This is a genomic window from Curtobacterium sp. ME12 (assembly GCF_903970855.1).
In the GTDB taxonomy this organism is placed as follows: domain Bacteria; phylum Actinomycetota; class Actinomycetes; order Actinomycetales; family Microbacteriaceae; genus Curtobacterium; species Curtobacterium poinsettiae_A.
Genome location: NZ_CAJCKD010000010.1, coordinates 75729 through 92634 on the forward strand (window position 1 = coordinate 75729; position 16906 = coordinate 92634).

Sequence of the window (16906 nt, forward strand, 5' to 3'; positions counted from 1 at the left end):
GACCGCCCGACGACGAGATCTTCAGCGTGGCGATCACGGCCGTCAGGCTGACCGTCGACGACCTCCGACCGCTCCGACCTCGAACGCCTGGCGGAGTCGCTCGAACAACACCGCGGGTCGGTGTGCGTCCGATGCCGTCGCGTGGATCACGAGCCAGTCGTTCACCACGAACCCGTTGTCCCGTCGTTGATCGTTTCGGAAGGTGTCGCGCTCGCGGTGGTGATCGCCGTCGTACTCCAACGCGATGCCGAACTCGGACCACGCCATGTCGACGCGGCCGAGGAACCGCCCCGCACCATCGTGCACGTCGACGTTCAGTTCCGGCTCGGGGAACCCCGCGTCGACCACTGCCAGTCGGAGCCAGGTCTCCTGCGGCGACTCCGCCCCGGCCCGGACGAGGTCCAGCGCGCGCCGAGCAGCGAGCGCGAAGCGTGTGCCGGGGCGGATCGACGCTCGGAGGTCGTCCGCCGTCGCGAGCCCGGCCGGTCCGACGAGGTGGTCCCCGATGGCGACGAGCGCGTCACGTGCGAGCACGCCGGCGCACTCGAACCACATCTGCGCAGGGACACTGACCAGGAACCCGCGGTGTTCCACGGTCCTCGGCTGGTCGAGGCGGTGCGCGACCACGCCCGGCCGACGCATCCGGCTCCCGTCCCTCGTGGTCGAGACGTGCACCGGGCCGACCGACCGCACCGGATGCGGCAGTGGCGCACCCCAGATCGCGGCGGCGGTCGTGTGACTGAAGAACTGATCGGGACGCATGACCAGGGCGAGGGCGTCGATGAAGTCCACCGAATCGATCGGCGCACGGACACCGTGGACCGGGGCTGCCAGGTCGGCGCGTCGGAGACGTTCCGGATCGATGCCGTGCCCCACCGCATCTGCCACGCGAAAAGTGGACCGGTCGAACGGAGCAGGGAGGCGACGGGCAGCTGACATGCCGCCATGGTCGTTGCGGGGCACGAGAGCCGACCATGTGTGCTCGGAACCTGTGGAGAACGAGGAGAGCCGGGCCTCCTGTGCGGGAGAGAGGACCCCACACAAGCGCAAGCCACAGGCACGAACCGGCCATGACTCCCCGCCCCCGCGCCGCCGAGCGGTCACACCCAGTCGACTGGAACGGGCCAGACCGACAATTCGTGACCGCTCGGCGGACCTGAGCGGGGTGTTGTGACCTCCCGAACACCCCCCCACACACGGAAGGGCCCCACACGCGCAGCGTGCGGGGCCCTTCCGTCAGACGGACTCTAGAAGTCCATGCCACCCGTCGGGTCGCCAGCCGGAGCAGCAGGGGTGCGCTCGGGCTTCTCGGCGACGACGGCCTCGGTGGTCAGGAACAGACCGGCGATAGACGCAGCGTTCTGCAGCGCCGAACGCGTGACCTTGGCGGGGTCGATGATGCCGGCGGCGATCAGGTCGACGTACTCGCCGGTCGCGGCGTTGAGGCCCCAACCCGACTCGAGCTCGCGGACCTTGGCGGCGACGACGCCCGGCTCGAGACCGGCGTTCAGCGCGATCTGCTTGAGCGGCGCGTCGATGGCCACGCGGACGATGTTCGCACCGGTCGCCTCGTCACCCTCGAGCTCGAGGGCCTCGAGTGCAACGGCACCGGCCTGGATGAGGGCGACGCCACCACCGGCGACGATGCCCTCTTCGACGGCAGCCTTCGCGTTGCGGACGGCGTCCTCGATGCGGTGCTTGCGCTCCTTGAGCTCGACCTCGGTCGCGGCACCCGCCTTGATGACGGCGACGCCACCGGCGAGCTTCGCGAGGCGCTCCTGGAGCTTCTCGCGGTCGTAGTCGGAGTCGGTCGCCTCGATCTCGGCACGGATCTGGCGGACACGGCCGGCGATCTGCTCGGCGTCGCCGGCACCCTCGACGATCGTGGTCTCGTCCTTGGTGATGACGACCTTGCGGGCGCGACCGAGCAGGTCGAGCGTCGCGTTCTCGAGCTTGAGGCCGACCTCTTCCGAGATGACCTGGCCACCGGTGAGGATCGCGATGTCCTGCAGCATGGCCTTGCGGCGGTCACCGAAGCCCGGGGCCTTGACGGCGACGGACTTGAAGATGCCGCGGATCTTGTTCACGACGAGCGTGGCCAGGGCCTCACCGTCGACGTCCTCGGCGATGATCAGGAGCTGCTTGCCCGCCTGGATCACCTTGTCGACGACCGGCAGGAGGTCCTTGATGTTCGAGATCTTCGAGTTGACGATCAGGATGTAGGCGTCCTCGAAGACGGCTTCCTGACGCTCGGGGTCGGTGACGAAGTACTGCGACAGGTAGCCCTTGTCGAAGCGCATGCCCTCGGTCAGCTCGAGCTCGGTGCCGAAGGTGTTCGACTCCTCGACGGTGACGACGCCTTCCTTGCCGACCTTGTCGATGGCCTCGGCGATGAGCGCGCCGATGGTCGGGTCAGCGGCCGAGATCGACGCGGTCGCGGCGATCTGGTCCTTGGTCTCGATGTCCTTCGCGTTGGCGAGGAGCTGGTCGGAGACGGCGGCGACGGCCTTCTCGATGCCGCGCTTGAGCGACACGGGGTCGGCACCGGCGGCGACGTTGCGGAGGCCCTCGCGGACGAGCGCCTGGGCGAGGACGGTCGCGGTGGTCGTCCCGTCACCGGCGACGTCGTCGGTCTTCTTGGCGACCTCCTTGACGAGCTCCGCACCGATCTTCTCGTACGGGTCGTCGAGCTCGATCTCCTTGGCGATGGAGACACCGTCGTTCGTGATCGTGGGGGCACCCCACTTCTTCTCGAGGACGACGTTGCGGCCGCGCGGGCCGAGCGTCACCTTCACGGCGTCGGCCAGCTGGTTCAGGCCGCGCTCGAGGCCACGGCGGGCCTCCTCGTCGAAAGCAATGATCTTAGCCATGTGGTTTTTCGTCCCTCCCGGACGTCGTCTTGGGGGTCGTGCTGGCACTCAGCGTGAGCGAGTGCCAACGCCGATTCTGGCACTCGACGGGTGTGAGTGCAACACAGTCGGGAGGCTCGTGACGACTTCCCAGGACACGTCGCGTCCGGCGGACCCCGCACCACCGCCGCGGTCGCGCTCCCCGCGCCGGTCGCGGTCCCCGCACACGACGAACGCGCCGCCCCTGGCGGGACGGCGCGTTCTGGAAGTGGTGGTGCTCAGGCGGGGCGGACGGACTCTGCCTGCGGGCCCTTCGACCCGGTCCCGACGTCGAACACGACGGCCTGGCCCTCCTCGAGGACCTTGTAACCCGACATGTCGATGGCCGAGTAGTGCACGAACACGTCCTGGCCCCCTCCATCCACGGTGATGAAGCCGAAGCCCTTTTCAGCGTTGAACCACTTCACGGTTCCGTTGGCCATGATCTCTTGCTCCCTGGTACTGCAGTGCGGAACGACGTGATCGTCGTCTGCATGGGACTCTGACCGAACCCGTCCGATCAGGCAAGAGGTGTGACGTTGTTTCACGTCGATTCCGTCAGAAATCAACGTGCTCGAAACACAGCCGTCACACAATGCGCGGAAAACGCGGCTCGACGACCGGCAGGACGCCCCGCGGCGGCCGATCAGCCGGTGTAGTCGGCGCCGAGGACGACGCTCACGTCGGCGTTCGGGAACGCCGCCGACTGCTGCACCGCCGTGACGCCGAGCTGCTTCGCGATGCCCTGCGCGACCGCCGCCTGCGACGCCTGCTGGTAGTAGACGATCGTCGACGTCGACCCGGTCGTCCCGGCGTCACCGGTGGAGGCGACCTGCCAGCCGGCGCCGGTCAGCGCCGCGCTCGCCCGGCTTGCGAGGCCCGTGGTGGTCGTGCCGTTCAGCACGACGACGGTGGTGGTGCCCTGCTGTGCCGGCGTCGCGGCCGCAGCGCTGCCCGACCCCGCGGAGCCGGAACCGGCGGACGAGGACGCCGACGGCTTGGACGTCGCCGAGGGCTTCGCGGTCGCCGACGCCGACGTGGAGGCCGAGGGCGAGTCGGATCCGTTGAACGAGTAGCTGCCGTTCAGCAGTGCGAGGACGAGCACCCCGATGCCGACGAGCACACCCGTGGCGAGTGCTGCCCAGGCGAAGGCGATCCAGCCACGGCCGCGACGCTGGGCACCGCGGTGCGCACCGACCCGCGGGCCGTCGGCGACGTCGTCGAACCGGTCTCGGGGGAATCTCGTGCTCATCGTTCCTCTTCACGTCCTTCGGGAGCTGCGCCGGGCGCGACGAAGCTGCGCGTCGCCCGGGCGCTGGTGCGCGCGTGACGGAGCCGCTGCAGCCGGCTGACGAGCTGCGGGTCGTACGCGAGTGCCGCGGGCGAGTCGATCACGCGGTTCAGCACCTGGTAGTAGCGCGCCGCCGACATCTCGAACTCCACCCGGATCTCCGCTTCCTTCGTGCGGTCGTGCCGTGCCCGGTCCTGCTCGAACGTCAGCACGTGCTTCGCGAGCTCACTGAGCTGGTCAGCACTGAGCTGGTCAGCGCTGCGCTCGTCGACGCTGCGTTCGTCGGTGGGGCTGGTCACGGCGGTTCCGATCACGGTCGGGTAACGGGTCTCGCACATCGTAGGGGTGGAGTCGATCCGGACCCTGGCACGGCGCTGGACTGTCGCGAACACCGGTCACAGGTCCGGCGCGCGGAACCAGCGCACTCGTGTCCCGAACGGGTCGGAGACGGCCACCGCGCCCCCGTCGAGTGAGACCGTCGCGAAGGCGTCCGGATCGGCCGCGTCCACGTCGTCGGGCAGCGTCGCCGCCACCCCGCGCAGGATCCCGGTGCGTTCGAGGGCGATCCAGTGCACCCCCCGCTCACGGATCCGGTCGACGAACCGCTGCCGGTCCGCGCCCCGCACGTAGACCAGGGTCCCGGTGGTCAGGACGACCGGTTCGACGTCGTCCGGCAGGGCGTCCAGTGCACGGTCGAGGTCACCCGGCACGACACCGACGAGCCGGTCTGGAGGCACGGCGAGCGTCGCGCGCGCAGCCTGACGCATCAGGGCGGTCCGGTCCGACGCCTCGGGTGGGACGGCCTCGACGAGCCGGTCGAACGCACCGGGGACCGACAGGTCGATCGGGTTCGGGTCGAGGGCCACACGGGCACCGACCCTGATCGGGACGATCGCCGGTGTGGGGACGGCCCCGGAGGCGTCCGCCACCAGCCGGACCGAGGGATCGGTAACGGCCGTGTGCATCCGCAGGACCGCGGCTCCGGAACCGACCCGGTAGTCCAGGGTCACCCGGTCCGGGATCGAGCACAGCCCGGCGGCGGCCCCTGCGTCGACCAGGCCGAGCGGACGCGTCGACCGCTCGGCGAGCGCCGCGAACAGCGGGACGACCGGCGCGAGCCGCTGCGGGTCGTTGGCCTGCACCGTGGCGGAGGCGAGGGCCGTGACGAGCGCGGGGCGGGCCTCCAGGCCGAGCGCGCGCAGCGCACCCGGGTCCGACGGGTCCGCGCCCAGCCGCCGCGCGACGGCGAAGAACAGTTCCGGCTGCCGCTGCTGCTCGGGGACCTCGGCGAGGAGCGCGACGAGGGAGTCGTCGAGCGACCGTGCCCAGGCGGCGTACGACGGCGAGACGGCCTGGATCCGGTCCGCGAACGCGTCGTACCGGGCGCGGGTGCCCATCAGCGCCCGGGCCGGTACATGCCCACGTGGCGGATGCCGGCCTCGTCGTACGGCTCCCCGAACCGCACGAAGCCGTACCGCTCGTACAGGGCTGCGACGTACTCCTGGGCGTGCAGGACGAACGGCTCGTGTCCGTGTTCGTCGAGCACGGCGGCGACGAGCCGGCCGGCGATCCCCTGCCCACGGTGGTCCGGGTCGGTCGCGACGCGGCCGATCACCCACGCCGGCGACTCCTCGCCGTCGGGGTGGACCTCGTCGACCGCCGGGCGGATGAGCCGCAGGTACCCAACCGCATCGGTGTCCGTGCCGAACCACCAGTGCTCGGTGTCGGGCTCGCGGTCACGGCCGTCGAAGTCCTCGGCGGTGACCCGTTGCTCGAGCGCGAACACGCGGTTGCGCAGGACGACGATGCCGTACAGTTCGTCCGTCGTCAGACGGGTCCAGCGGGCGTGGTGCACGGAATGCTCGGACATCGTGGCGAGTTTAGTGAAGTGGTCGGGAGCGCCCGGAAGAGCCCGGCCGGAAGCAGGAGGAACCAATGGCATACAACGTCGACAAGTCCGACGCCCAGTGGCGCGAGGAGCTCTCCCCGGACCAGTACGCCGTCCTCCGCCAGGCGGGGACCGAACGACCGTGGACCGGTGAACTCCTCGACGAGGAGCGTGCCGGCGTCTACACCTGTGCGGCCTGCAACGCGGAGCTGTTCAAGAGCGGCACGAAGTTCGACTCCGGCTGCGGCTGGCCGTCGTTCTACGAGTCGGTGAACCCGGACGCCGTGCAGCTCATCGAGGACAACTCCCTCGGCATGGCCCGCACCGAGGTCCGGTGCGCGAACTGCGGTTCGCACCTGGGCCACGTGTTCCCGGACGGGTTCGGCACCCCCACGGGTGACCGGTACTGCATGAACTCGATCTCGCTGAACTTCTCGGAGAAGTCGGGCGAGTGAGCCCCGGACGCCCTCACCGGTAAGATGAGCGGCGTCAGCCGGCATGGCGCAATTGGTAGCGCACCGTACTTGTAATACGGGGGTTGCGGGTTCAAGTCCCGCTGCCGGCCCCACACGAAGCGATGCCCCGGGCGAAGTCTCGCCCGGGGCATCGGCACACGGAACGCGGATCAGGGGGCGTTCCGGGCGCTGGACGCGGTAACCAGCCGGTCGTGCGACGAGGATGACACCTCACCGACCTGCGCGTCCACACCCTGACCCCACATCCGCGGAAATCCGCACGATGTGCACGAACGCGCAGCGGCCCTGTCCGCTCAGCGTCCGCCGGCTCAGCGCCCGCCAGCTCAGCGTCCGCCCGTGATCTTCCGCTCTCGCTGCGCGACGCCGGCGGTGCCGTAGGGGTAGTCGTCGATGCGGGGAGCGCTGGCGTCGGTCAGTCGGGTGAGTTCGTCGTCGGTGAGCACCACGTCCGCGGCGCCGAGGTTGTCCTCGAGCTGCGACAGGGTGCGGACGCCGAGGATCACGCTCGTGACCGCGGGCCGGGCCAGCAGCCAGGCCAGTGCGACCTGCGACTTCGACGCGTCGTGGGCGTCGGCGACCTCGGAGACGGCGTCGAGCACCTCCCACGTGCGCTCGTCACCGTTGCGTGCTTCCCAGGCCTCCATACCGCGCTGCGGGTTCTCGCCCAGGCGGGTGGCACCGGACGGGGCCTCGTCGCGCTGGTACTTGCCGGAGAGCCAGCCGCCGGCTAGGGGGGACCAGGGCAGCAGGCCGATGCCGGCGTCGAGGCAGGCGGGGACGATCTCGTGCTCGATGTCGCGGACGAGCAGGTTGTACTGCGGCTGCAGGGTGACGGGCGGTGCCCAGCCGTGCGCCTTCGCCTCGTAGACGGCCTTGGTGACCTGGTAGCCGAGGTAGTTCGAGAACCCGTACGAGCCGATCTTGCCGGCGGACACGGCGTCGTCGAGGAACCGCAGGGTCTCGTCGATGGGGGTCAGGGCGTCCCACGCGTGCATCTGGTACAGGTCGATGTGGTCGACGCCGAGCCGCTCGAGCGAGGCGTCGAGGGCCACGCGCAGGTGTCGTCGGGACAGGCCGAGGTCGTTCGGGCCGTCGCCCTGCGGGAACCGGCCCTTGGTGGCGAGGACGACCTGCGCGGCCTCGGTGGGGTGTGCTGCGAGCCAGCGGCCGATGATCCGCTCGGACTCGTTGCCGGAGTAGACGTCCGCCGTGTCGACGAGCGTGCCACCGGCGGCCACGAAGGCGTCGAGGATGGCGTGTGAGGTGGGTTCGTCGGCTTCGCTGCCGAACGTCATGGTGCCGAGGGTCAGCGTCGACACCGATGTCCCGCTGTTGCCGAGGAGTCTGTAGTCCATGGCGGGGACGGTACGCCCGGTGCCGTCCGACCGAGGGGACCCACGAGTACCCCTCAGCGCGGGGCGGACAGGAACCGCAGCGCCGCCTCGCGGAACGGTCGCGAGGTCGGGGCGTTGAAGTGGTTGCGCCCCGGGATCTCGAAGAACGTGGCGTCCGGTGCGGCCTCGGCGAGCCGGACCGCGCTGTCCCGGATGCCGTCCTCGCTGCCCGCGGCGATCAGGAGCGGCTGCGCCGGGGCGTTCTCCGGGGTCGGCTCGATGCTGTTCCGCATCCCCTCGACCATGGCCACGAGCGCGCCGAGGTCGTTGCCCTCGACGTTGCCCGCCATCGTCAGGTACCCGTTGGTGACGCGGTCCTCGATGGGGGTGCCGTCGGCGATGTACGCCTTCGCCTGGTCGACGCGGACACGACGCATCGGGTCGGCGTCCGGGATCCCGCCGAACACCGCGCGCGAGATCCGGCCGGGCAGCCGCTCGGCGGTGTGCCAGCCGACCCGTGCGCCGAGCGAGTAGCCGAGGAACGCGACGTCGTCGAGCAGGTACGTGTCGATGACCGTGGTGACGTCGGCGACGAGCAGGTCCATCGAGTACGCACCCGGGTCGTGCGGCTTCGCGCTCGCGCCGTGTCCGCGCTGGTCGAGCGCCAGGACCCGGTACCCGGCACGGACCAGGTGTCGTGTCCAGCCCGAGGCGTGCCAGTTGAGCACCGCACCGGAGGCGAAACCGTGCACCGCGATGACGGCCGGGGCGTCCGGGTCGCCGAAGTCGTAGGTCGCGAGTCGCAGCCCGTCGGGCGACATCACGAACCGGGGGCGGGGCGCTTCGGGGACGAGTGACATGTCCTCTCCAGCGTACCGGGGCAGTGTGGTGGCCATGGACGGCTACGGCGGCGATCAGATCCGGGCGGCGGAACGCCCCCACCTCGACGCGGGGGAACCCCTGATGCAGCGCGCCGCCGACGGGCTCGCTCGCATCGTCGGCGACCTGCTGGACGACCCGGCCGTGCGGCCGGTCGACGGGCCGGGTTCCGTCCTCGTGCTCGCCGGCAGCGGCGACAACGGCGGTGACGCGCTGTTCGCCGGTGCTCGCCTGGCAGCGGCCGGGAGGCACGTGACGGTCCTGCGCGTCGGTTCCCGTGTCCACGAGGCCGGCCTGGCAGCGGCGCTGGACGCCGGCGCGCGTCTGCTGGACGGCCCGTCCGGCGCCTCGGGACCGAACGCGGGCGGGGCGGCGGACATCCTGCGGGCCGCCGGCCGGAGCGACGGCGAGCGGCTGGCGGACGTCGCGACCGAGGCGGCACTCGAGGCCGACCTCGTGCTCGACGGCATCCTCGGCATCGGGGTGCACGGCGCGACCGCACTGCGGTCCCCCGCGCGGGAGGTCGTGGACGCCATCCGCGAGCTCGCCCGCGACCAGCGTGCGCCGTTCGTCGTCGCGGTGGACGTGCCGAGCGGCGTCGACGTGGACACGGGCGGGGTCGCCGACGACCACGTCCTGCACGCCGACGTCACCGTCACCTTCGGCGGGGTGAAGGCCGGCCTGCTGACCGGACCCGCCGCCACCCTCGCCGGGCGGATCGAACTCGTCGACGTCGGGATCGGTGCGGACCTGGCGACGATGGAGCCGCTGATCCGCACCTGACCCCTCGAACGTCCGTGCGTCAGTGGTGCTCGTACAGCACGGGCTCCGGCAGACCGTGCTCGGCGCGGACGCTGCGTGCGATGCCCTCGATCGCGACCAGGGCATCGACCACGAGCTCGGGCGTCACCGGGAACGGCATGTTGTGGATGGTCTCGCCCGCCACCGTCGCGGCCTCGGCCACGGCGCGCAGCACGTCCCGGTCGTCCACCGTCAGGCCGATCTCGGTGAGGGTGTTCGGCAGGCCGACCTTCGTGGTGAAGACGACGAAGTCCTCGATCTCCTCGGCCGGGGCACCCTCGAGCACCAGCTGCGCGATCGTCCCGATGTTCACCTTCTGCCCGTGCGCCAGGCCGTGCGCCTGCGGAGCCGCGGTCAGCCCGTTGTGGATCGCGTGGGCGGCGGCGAGCCCACCGGACTCGAAGCCCAGGCCCGACAGCAGCGTGTTCGCCTCGACGACCTTCTCGAGCGCCGGGGTGACGACCCGGGCCTTGACTGCCTCGATGGCCTGCAGGGCGTTCTCGTGCAGGAGCTTCCACGACAGCTCGGCGAGCGCGACACCGGTCTGGGTCTGCAGGCCGCCGGCCATGGTGTCGGCGTTGGCGCGCTTCGCGGCACGGGCCTCGACCCAGGTCGCCAGCGCGTCGCCGATGCCCGCGACCAGGAACCGCACCGGCGCGTTGGCGACGAGCCTGGTGTCGATGAGCACGAGGTCCGGGTTGTGCGGGAAGAAGCGGTACTCGATGAACTCACCCTCGTCGGTGTAGATCACGGCGAGCGCCGAGGTCGGGGCGTCCGTGGACGCGGCAGTCGGCACGCTGGCCCACCGGATGCCGGCCAGGTGTCCCGCGGCCTTCGCGGCGTCGATCGCGGAGCCACCGCCGAGCCCCACGATGACGTCGGCGTCCTTCGCGCGGATCTGTTCGACGAGCTCGTCGACGGCTTCGGGGGTGGCGAAGCGGCCGAACCCGACACGCTCCACGGCCAGGTCGGCGGACCGGAAGCTCTCGGAGACGGCGGTCTCGACGATGCCCCAGACCACGTCGTCGGCGACGATCAGGGGCCGCTTGCCGATCGGGGCGATGAACTCGCCGACGCGGGTGATCGCGTCCTTGCCCTGGACGTAGCGGGCGGGGCTCATCACGGTGCTGATGGGAGTGGCCATCGTGCGGTTCCTTCCGGTTGTACGACAGGTGTACGACAGGTGTCGGGGTGCCCGACGCCGCCGACGGTACGCGGGGCTGCTGATCGGGAGGTGCCGATCGGTAGGTTCGGGACCATGACGTTCAACGACGACTCGCAACTCCGGGGCGGCAAGGTCAAGCGGCGGGGTCGCACCACCGCGATCGGCGGAGGTGCCGTGGGCGTCGGCGCCATCGTGGTGTTCCTGATCGCGCAGTTCACCGGCTTCGACTTGAGCCGGATCGTCGGTGGCGGCACCGGCCTGACGACGATCCAGCAGGGCGGCGAGTCGGTCGACGCCGCCCCCGAGTGCCGGACCGGCCGCGACGCCAACCTGCGCGTCGAGTGCCGGATGGAGGGCGCGGCCGAGTCCCTCGACGCCTACTGGACCTCCGAGGCGCGGTCGCTCGGCATCTCGTACACGTCACCGGAGTTCTTCCTGTTCCAGGACTCCACCGACACCTCGTGTGGGCAGGCCTCGGCCGCGACCGGCCCGTTCTACTGCCCGCCGGACCGTGCGATCTTCCTGGACACCGCGTTCTACGACGACCTGCAGTCGCAGTACGGCTCGTCCGGCGGTCCGCTCGCGCAGATGTACGTCGTCGCACACGAGTGGGGCCACCACGTGCAGCAGTTGCAGGGGTCGTTCGCGAACACCGACCGCTCCGGCACGGGTGCCTCGTCGGGCAGTGTCCGCGTCGAGCTGCAGGCGGACTGCTACGCCGGGGCCTGGGTCGGCGACGCCGCGACCACCGAGGACGCGAACGGCGAGACCTTCTTCGAACCGATCACCCGCTCGCAGATCACCGACGCCCTGTCCGCGGCGAGCGCCGTGGGCGACGACAGCATCCAGGAGCGTGCGACCGGCCGCGTCGACCCGGACTCGTTCACGCACGGGTCGAGCGAGCAGCGACAGCGCTGGTTCCTGCAGGGCTACCAGCAGGGCGCGACGAGCTGCGACACCCTGAGCATCCCGGGTTCTGCCCTCTAGCCGCACCGGTGACGGACGGGCGCGACCCGCTCAGCGGCGACGCGGAGCGTCGCGCGGGGCGCGCCGACCGAGCCTGCGAGGGAGGGGTGCCAGCTGGCACCGGGCCTTCCGTCCGTGGTCAGCGCGTCGGCGCTCGTCGGGACATCGGCGCTCGTCGAGGCGTCAGCGCTCGTCGAGGCGTCAGCGCTCGTCGAGGCGTCAGCGCTCGTCCGGACGTCAGCGCTTGGTCGGCGTGGGCGACGGGGTCGCGCTCGGCGTGGGCGTCGGGGTGGCGTCGGTCGCCCCGGCGGCCGTCACCACGAAGGTGCGGAAGTCGTCGTTCGTGACCGGGGAGGTCAGCTCGTAGCGCTGCCCGTTCACGAGCACGAGCGGCGTGCCGGGGAACTCCTTGAGCGTCGACCCGGGGATCGTGCCGTCGGACACCGCCGTCGTCTGCTCGTCCACCCACTTGGCGTAGTCCTGGTCGGCGATGCAGCTCCGGACGGCGCTGCGTTCCTGCAGCCCCTGCACGCCCGTGACGACGTCGGTGAGCTCGGCGTCCGTCAAGCCCGGGGTGCCCTCGTCCGGCTGCTTCGCGAAGAGCGCCTGGTTCACCGCGTAGAACTGGTTCGGGGAGTGCTCGGCCACGCAGGCGGCGGCGTTCGCGGCGCGGAGGGAGTACTTCGTACCCTGCGAGCGGTTCGACAGGATCGCGACCGGGTGGATGTCGACCGTGGCTGCACCGGAGTCGACCAGGTCCTCGATGTAGTCGCCGTTCGCCTGCTCGAACTGACCGCAGCCCGGGCAGAGGTAGTCGACGTACAGGGTGATCCGGACGGTGCCGGCGCTGTCGGTCGCGGCGCTGCTCGGCGACGCGGAGGCCGATCCGGACGCCGATGCCGTCACCGGCTCCAGGCCCTGCCCGATGGTGATGCCGCCCTGCGACATGGTCGACGGGCCGGGGCCGGCGGGCTTCACGGAGTCGACCAGCACGAGCGTGACGATCGTCGCGGCGGCGAGGAGCACGACCCCGAGCCCGATCTGCAGGCCGAGCCGGACACCACGCTGGCGTCGCTTCTGCTGGGTCCGGGCACGCTGGGCTCGCTGGCGGGCGGCTTCACGGCGCTCGTTCCGCGCGGCGCGGGCGGCACCCTCGGGGCGGTTGTTCATCGGTGCGTCGTCCTCCTGATCGGTGTCCGCTCGGCGTTCCCCTGCTCGGCGGACGGACCCGGCGATTGTAGTGGGGCGCTCTGGGAAGCCGCCGACCACGGGGAAAACACTGGCGCGCCCGGGTGAACTCGTGTTGTATGAACACCGACAGTCGACGGCGACTGTCCGGGGCCCCTCCGGGCACACCGCTTCACTCGGATCGTCCGGCACGTACCTGCCGGTGAAGGAAGGACCGAACGCTCATGGCGTCCGTCACCTATGACAAGGCAACCCGTCTCTACCCCGGAGGCAGCCGTCCCGCGGTCGACTCCCTCGACCTGGACGTCGCCGACGGCGAGTTCCTCGTCCTCGTCGGCCCCTCGGGCTGCGGCAAGTCCACCTCGCTCCGCATGCTGGCCGGCCTCGAAGAGGTCAACTCCGGTCAGATCCGCATCGGCGACCGCGACGTCACGGACGTCCCGCCGAAGGACCGCGACATCGCGATGGTGTTCCAGAACTACGCGCTGTACCCGCACATGACCGTCGCCGAGAACATGGGCTTCGCGCTCAAGATCGCCGGTGTCGGCAAGGAAGAGCGCGCCACCCGCGTGCAGGAGGCCGCCAAGCTCCTGGACCTCGAGGACTACCTCGGCCGCAAGCCGAAGGCGCTCTCCGGTGGTCAGCGTCAGCGCGTCGCGATGGGCCGTGCGATCGTCCGTCAGCCGCAGGTGTTCCTCATGGACGAGCCGCTGTCGAACCTCGACGCCAAGCTCCGCGTCCAGACCCGTACGCAGATCGCGTCGCTGCAGCGTCGCCTCGGCGTCACCACGGTCTACGTCACGCACGACCAGACCGAGGCCCTCACCATGGGTGACCGCATCGCGGTGCTCAAGGACGGCATCCTGCAGCAGGTCGGCACGCCGCGCGACCTGTACGAGAAGCCGAACAACGTGTTCGTCGCCGGCTTCATCGGTTCGCCGGCCATGAACCTGCTGCCCGCCGACGTCATCGAGGGCGGCATCAAGTTCGGCACGCTCAACCACGCGATCGACCGCGACACCCTGTCGAACGCCCGTGCCGCACAGATCACGGTCGGCATCCGCCCCGAGGACGTCATCGTGTCGCAGTCCGGCGAGGGCCTGCCCGTCACGGTCGACGTCGTCGAGGAGCTCGGCGCCGACGGCTACCTCTACGGTCACGCCGACGTGAACGGCCAGCGCGCCGACATCGTCGCCCGTGTCGACGGCCGTGCGCACCCGTCGATCGGTGACACGATCGTCGTCACGCCGAAGCAGGGCCACGTCCACGCCTTCGACACCGAGTCGGGCGACCGCCTCGACGACAAGGCCGTCGTCAGCGCGTAACCAGCGCACTCCCCCGAGAGCCCGCGCCCGCCTCACAAGGGCGGACGCGGGCTCTCGGCTGTCCCCGACACCAGAGGAACCACCGTGCCCGACTCGATGTCCATCACCGCCGCCACCGTCGACCCCGGCCTGCTCGACCTGCCGTGGGACCTGCCGCTCGCCGACTGGCCCGACGACACGATCGTCGCGCTGCCGAAGGGCATCTCGCGGCACCTCGTGCGGTTCGTGCACCTGAGCGGGTACGTCGCCGCGGTGAAGGAGACCGGCGAAGAGGTCGCCCGGTCCGAGTACGAGATGCTCCGGACCCTGCAGCGCATGGACGTGCCGTGCGTGGACCCTGTCGCGGTCATCACGAACCGCGTCGACGCCGACGGTGAACCACTGCACCCCGTGCTCGTGACCCGCCACCTGCGGTTCTCCCTGCCCTACCGCGCGCTCTACTCGCAGACGCTGCGCCCCGAGACCGCCACCCGTCTGGTCGACGCCCTCGCGCTGCTGCTCGTCCGCCTGCACGTCATCGGGTTCTACTGGGGCGACGTGTCGCTGTCGAACACGCTGTTCCGTCGCGACGCCGGAGCCTTCGCCGCGTACCTGGTCGACGCCGAGACCGGCAAGCTCTACCCCGGCGGGCTGTCGAACGGCCAGCGCGAGAACGACCTCGAGGTCGCCCGTGTGAACATCGCCGGCGAGCTGCTCGACCTCGAGGCCGGCGGCCGGCTCGACGAGAACGCCGACCCCGTCGACGTCTCGAACCGCATCGTCGCCCAGTACCGGACGCTCTGGACCGAGCTCACCGGCACCGAGCAGTTCGACATCAAGGAACGCTGGCGCATCAACGACCGCGTGGAGCGCCTGAACGGGCTCGGCTTCGACATCGAGGAGCTCTCGATCCACACGACCGAGGGCGGCTCGCAGGTCCGGATCCAGCCGAAGGTCGTCGACGCCGGGCACCACCAGCGACGACTGCTGCGGCTCACCGGGCTCGACGCCGGCGAGAACCAGGCCCGGCGCCTGCTCAACGACCTCGACTCGTACCGCGCCCGGAACGGCCGTGACGAACTCGACGAGGAGATGGTGGCGCACGAGTGGGTCTCACGGGTCTTCGAGCCCGTCGTCCGCTCGATCCCCCGTGACCTGCGCGGCCGGCTCGAACCCGCCGAGGTGTTCCACGAGCTGCTCGAGCACCGCTGGTTCATGTCCCAGCAAGAGGAGCGCTCCGTCTCCCTGCCCGAGGCCACGACCGCCTACATCAACGACGTGCTCCGACACCGTCGTGACGAGCGCCTGCTCATCAACCCGCCGACCTCGTCGATCACCGTGCCGATCCCGGTGCTGGACGACGACGTGTCCGACGAGTCCGACGACGTCGACGACTGGCGCGCCACGGTCTGACGCGGTCTCCGCTCGGTCACGACACCCCGCCGGGTGGACGCCGACTGGTCGCAGACCGTCGCCTGGGGCGTCGCGCAGCGACGACTCGTGACCACACGGCGGGCACCATCCGACGTGTCCTGACCGTTCGGGGGTCGAGAACGTGACCGCCTGGAGGCCCGGCCCACGTCCCGGAGACCGGCACCGGCCCTCCAGACCGTCACGCCCAGCCCCGCACGCCACCGTGAGCAGGAATGGTCGCCTCCCGCTCGGGGAGGCGACCATTCCTGCGCACGAAGTGCTGCGGCTACGCGGTGCGACGGCGCCGCGCGACCTCCCACAGGGTGACGCTCGCGGCGATGCCGGCGTTCAGGGACTCGGTGGCGCTCGAGATCGGGATCGACACGATGGCGTCACAGGTCTCGGTGACCAGGCGCGACAGGCCCTTGCCCTCGGAACCGACGACGATCACGATCGGCCGGTCGGCGAGCTCGAGGCCGTCGAGCTCGACGTCGCCGTCGCCGTCCAGGCCGAGGACGAACAGGCCCATCGACTTGAGCGACTTCAGGGTCTGCGTGAGGTTCGGGGCCATCGCGACGGGCGTGCGTGCCGCGGCACCTGCCGAGGTCTTCCACGCCGACGCCGTCACGCCGACCGAACGTCGCTGCGGCACGATGACGCCGTGTCCGCCGAAGGCCGCGGTCGAGCGGATGATCGCACCGAGGTTGCGCGGATCGGTGATGCCGTCGAGCGCGACGAGCAGCGGCACCTGGTCGCGCGAGAACGCCTGCTCGACGATGTCCTCGGCGACGGCGTACTGGTACGCGGGCACCTTGAGCGCGACACCCTGGTGCACGCTGTCGTGGCCGGTGATGCGGTCGAGCTCGGGACGCATGAGCTCGATGATCGGCACGCCGCGGTGGTTCGCGAGCGCCAGGATCTCCTTGACGCGGTCGTCGACCTCGATGCGGGACGCGATGTAGAGCGTTGACGAGGGGGTCTTCGTGCGGAGCGCCTCGAGCACCGAGTTGCGTCCGGTCACCAGCTCGGAGTCGTCGGTCTTGCGTGCCGGCGGACGGCCCGTGCGGCCCTGCGGGGTGCTCGAGGAACCGTGACGGCCCTTGGCCGCTTCGAAGCGGTCCTTCGCGGCCTTGCGCTTGCCGGCGGGGTGGTACGGACGGTCCTCTGCCTTCGGGGTCGGCTTGCGACCCTCGAGGGCCTGTGCGCCCTGGCCGCCGGAGCCGACCTGCTTGTTGCCCTTCCGACCGGAACGGACGGCGCCGGGCCGACCCTTCTTGCTTCCCGAGACGTTCTTCATGCGTAGCTCCTGTTCG

At 70.7% G+C, this 16906-nt stretch carries 17 protein-coding genes and 1 tRNA gene; 6 read left to right on the top strand and 12 right to left on the bottom strand.

The genetic code is table 11. The annotated features are described in order from the left end of the window. Window positions 1–42 precede the first annotated feature (42 nt). The 7 genes from H7A73_RS07255 to H7A73_RS07285 all read right to left on the bottom strand — a co-directional run bounded on the left by H7A73_RS07255 (window position 43) and on the right by H7A73_RS07285 (window position 6049). Entirely contained in the window at window positions 43–888 is an 846-nt protein-coding gene (locus H7A73_RS07255; protein ID WP_182065323.1) for a hypothetical protein, read from the bottom strand. Window positions 889–1247: 359 nt separating this feature from the next. Continuing rightward, window positions 1248–2870, bottom strand: coding sequence for a chaperonin GroEL (gene groL / locus H7A73_RS07260; RefSeq protein ID WP_071404070.1), 1623 nt, complete (start codon window positions 2868–2870; stop codon window positions 1248–1250). A 257-nt stretch (window positions 2871–3127) separates the two neighbouring features. Continuing rightward, complete coding sequence (locus tag H7A73_RS07265) at window positions 3128–3331, bottom strand: cold-shock protein (RefSeq protein WP_017888049.1); 204 nt, start codon at window positions 3329–3331, stop codon at window positions 3128–3130. 203 nt (window positions 3332–3534) lie between these two features. Then, window positions 3535–4140 carry a LytR C-terminal domain-containing protein gene (locus H7A73_RS07270; RefSeq protein ID WP_111235678.1) on the bottom strand — a complete coding sequence of 202 codons (606 nt, stop codon included), beginning with the start codon at window positions 4138–4140 and terminating at the stop codon, window positions 3535–3537. Continuing rightward, window positions 4137–4478: a DUF3263 domain-containing protein gene (locus H7A73_RS07275; protein WP_259362763.1), complete on the bottom strand. Its 342-nt coding sequence runs from the start codon at window positions 4476–4478 to the stop codon at window positions 4137–4139. Before H7A73_RS07275 ends, H7A73_RS07270 begins: the two co-directional genes overlap by 4 nt. Window positions 4479–4574: 96 nt before the next feature. Then, window positions 4575–5576, bottom strand: a complete 1002-nt coding sequence (locus H7A73_RS07280; RefSeq protein WP_182065325.1) for a DUF2332 family protein — start codon at window positions 5574–5576, stop codon at window positions 4575–4577. Then, the gene (locus tag H7A73_RS07285) at window positions 5576–6049 is read right to left on the bottom strand and encodes a GNAT family N-acetyltransferase (protein WP_182065326.1); all 474 of its coding nucleotides are present in this window, start codon (window positions 6047–6049) and stop codon (window positions 5576–5578) included. The genes H7A73_RS07280 and H7A73_RS07285 overlap by 1 nt, the downstream gene beginning before the upstream one ends. Before the next feature lie 65 nt (window positions 6050–6114). On the opposite strand from H7A73_RS07285, the gene msrB reads away from it, so the two are divergent. Then, window positions 6115–6522, top strand: coding sequence for a peptide-methionine (R)-S-oxide reductase MsrB (gene msrB / locus H7A73_RS07290; protein ID WP_027466599.1), 408 nt, complete (start codon window positions 6115–6117; stop codon window positions 6520–6522). 37 nt (window positions 6523–6559) lie between these two features. After that, window positions 6560–6635, top strand: a tRNA-Thr gene (locus H7A73_RS07295). 231 nt (window positions 6636–6866) lie between these two features. Here the strand turns inward: H7A73_RS07295 and H7A73_RS07300 are convergent. Beyond that, window positions 6867–7898: an aldo/keto reductase gene (locus tag H7A73_RS07300; protein ID WP_182065327.1), complete on the bottom strand. Its 1032-nt coding sequence runs from the start codon at window positions 7896–7898 to the stop codon at window positions 6867–6869. A gap of 53 nt (window positions 7899–7951) precedes the next feature. Then, window positions 7952–8737: an alpha/beta fold hydrolase gene (locus tag H7A73_RS07305; RefSeq protein WP_071244025.1), complete on the bottom strand. Its 786-nt coding sequence runs from the start codon at window positions 8735–8737 to the stop codon at window positions 7952–7954. On the opposite strand from H7A73_RS07305, the gene H7A73_RS07310 reads away from it, so the two are divergent. Continuing rightward, window positions 8736–9539 (top strand): NAD(P)H-hydrate epimerase, encoded by an 804-nt coding sequence (locus tag H7A73_RS07310; protein WP_259362764.1) that lies wholly within the window; start codon window positions 8736–8738, stop codon window positions 9537–9539. The two genes, H7A73_RS07305 and H7A73_RS07310, sit on opposite strands and share 2 nt — an antisense overlap. A 19-nt stretch (window positions 9540–9558) precedes the next feature. Here H7A73_RS07310 and H7A73_RS07315 read toward each other — a convergent pair whose 3' ends face one another. Beyond that, window positions 9559–10701: a glycerol dehydrogenase gene (locus H7A73_RS07315; RefSeq protein WP_182065328.1), complete on the bottom strand. Its 1143-nt coding sequence runs from the start codon at window positions 10699–10701 to the stop codon at window positions 9559–9561. A 114-nt stretch (window positions 10702–10815) separates the two neighbouring features. Here H7A73_RS07315 and H7A73_RS07320 point away from each other — a divergent pair, with 114 nt between their 5' ends. After that, the gene (locus H7A73_RS07320) at window positions 10816–11709 is read left to right on the top strand and encodes a neutral zinc metallopeptidase (RefSeq protein WP_182065329.1); all 894 of its coding nucleotides are present in this window, start codon (window positions 10816–10818) and stop codon (window positions 11707–11709) included. 216 nt (window positions 11710–11925) lie between these two features. Here the strand turns inward: H7A73_RS07320 and H7A73_RS07325 are convergent, their stop codons facing one another. Beyond that, window positions 11926–12858: a DsbA family protein gene (locus H7A73_RS07325; protein WP_182065330.1), complete on the bottom strand. Its 933-nt coding sequence runs from the start codon at window positions 12856–12858 to the stop codon at window positions 11926–11928. Between the two features lie 242 nt (window positions 12859–13100). On the opposite strand from H7A73_RS07325, the gene H7A73_RS07330 reads away from it, so the two are divergent. Next, the gene (locus H7A73_RS07330; RefSeq protein ID WP_182065331.1) at window positions 13101–14201 is read left to right on the top strand and encodes an ABC transporter ATP-binding protein; all 1101 of its coding nucleotides are present in this window, start codon (window positions 13101–13103) and stop codon (window positions 14199–14201) included. 84 nt (window positions 14202–14285) lie between these two features. Continuing rightward, on the top strand, window positions 14286–15593 hold the full coding sequence (locus tag H7A73_RS07335) for a DUF4032 domain-containing protein (protein WP_182065332.1): 1308 nt from the start codon (window positions 14286–14288) through the stop codon (window positions 15591–15593). A gap of 286 nt (window positions 15594–15879) precedes the next feature. Here H7A73_RS07335 and rlmB read toward each other — a convergent pair whose 3' ends face one another. After that, the gene (gene rlmB / locus H7A73_RS07340; RefSeq protein WP_182065333.1) at window positions 15880–16890 is read right to left on the bottom strand and encodes a 23S rRNA (guanosine(2251)-2'-O)-methyltransferase RlmB; all 1011 of its coding nucleotides are present in this window, start codon (window positions 16888–16890) and stop codon (window positions 15880–15882) included. Window positions 16891–16906 lie beyond the last annotated feature (16 nt).

Bases quoted from the DNA above. Each gene is read 5' to 3' on its own strand.
- groL (WP_071404070.1), bottom strand. From the start codon at position 2,870: ATGGCTAAGATCATTGCTTTCGACGAGGAGGCCCGCCGTGGCCTCGAG.
- H7A73_RS07265 (WP_017888049.1), bottom strand. From the start codon at position 3,331: ATGGCCAACGGAACCGTGAAGTGGTTCAACGCTGAAAAGGGCTTCGGC.
- H7A73_RS07270 (WP_111235678.1), bottom strand. From the start codon at position 4,140: ATGAGCACGAGATTCCCCCGAGACCGGTTCGACGACGTCGCCGACGGC.
- H7A73_RS07280 (WP_182065325.1), bottom strand. From the start codon at position 5,576: ATGGGCACCCGCGCCCGGTACGACGCGTTCGCGGACCGGATCCAGGCC.
- H7A73_RS07285 (WP_182065326.1), bottom strand. From the start codon at position 6,049: ATGTCCGAGCATTCCGTGCACCACGCCCGCTGGACCCGTCTGACGACG.
- msrB (WP_027466599.1), top strand. From the start codon at position 6,115: ATGGCATACAACGTCGACAAGTCCGACGCCCAGTGGCGCGAGGAGCTC.
- H7A73_RS07300 (WP_182065327.1), bottom strand. From the start codon at position 7,898: ATGGACTACAGACTCCTCGGCAACAGCGGGACATCGGTGTCGACGCTG.
- H7A73_RS07310 (WP_259362764.1), top strand. From the start codon at position 8,736: ATGTCCTCTCCAGCGTACCGGGGCAGTGTGGTGGCCATGGACGGCTAC.
- H7A73_RS07305 (WP_071244025.1), bottom strand. From the start codon at position 8,737: ATGTCACTCGTCCCCGAAGCGCCCCGCCCCCGGTTCGTGATGTCGCCC.
- H7A73_RS07315 (WP_182065328.1), bottom strand. From the start codon at position 10,701: ATGGCCACTCCCATCAGCACCGTGATGAGCCCCGCCCGCTACGTCCAG.
- H7A73_RS07320 (WP_182065329.1), top strand. From the start codon at position 10,816: ATGACGTTCAACGACGACTCGCAACTCCGGGGCGGCAAGGTCAAGCGG.
- H7A73_RS07325 (WP_182065330.1), bottom strand. From the start codon at position 12,858: ATGAACAACCGCCCCGAGGGTGCCGCCCGCGCCGCGCGGAACGAGCGC.
- H7A73_RS07330 (WP_182065331.1), top strand. From the start codon at position 13,101: ATGGCGTCCGTCACCTATGACAAGGCAACCCGTCTCTACCCCGGAGGC.
- rlmB (WP_182065333.1), bottom strand. From the start codon at position 16,890: ATGAAGAACGTCTCGGGAAGCAAGAAGGGTCGGCCCGGCGCCGTCCGT.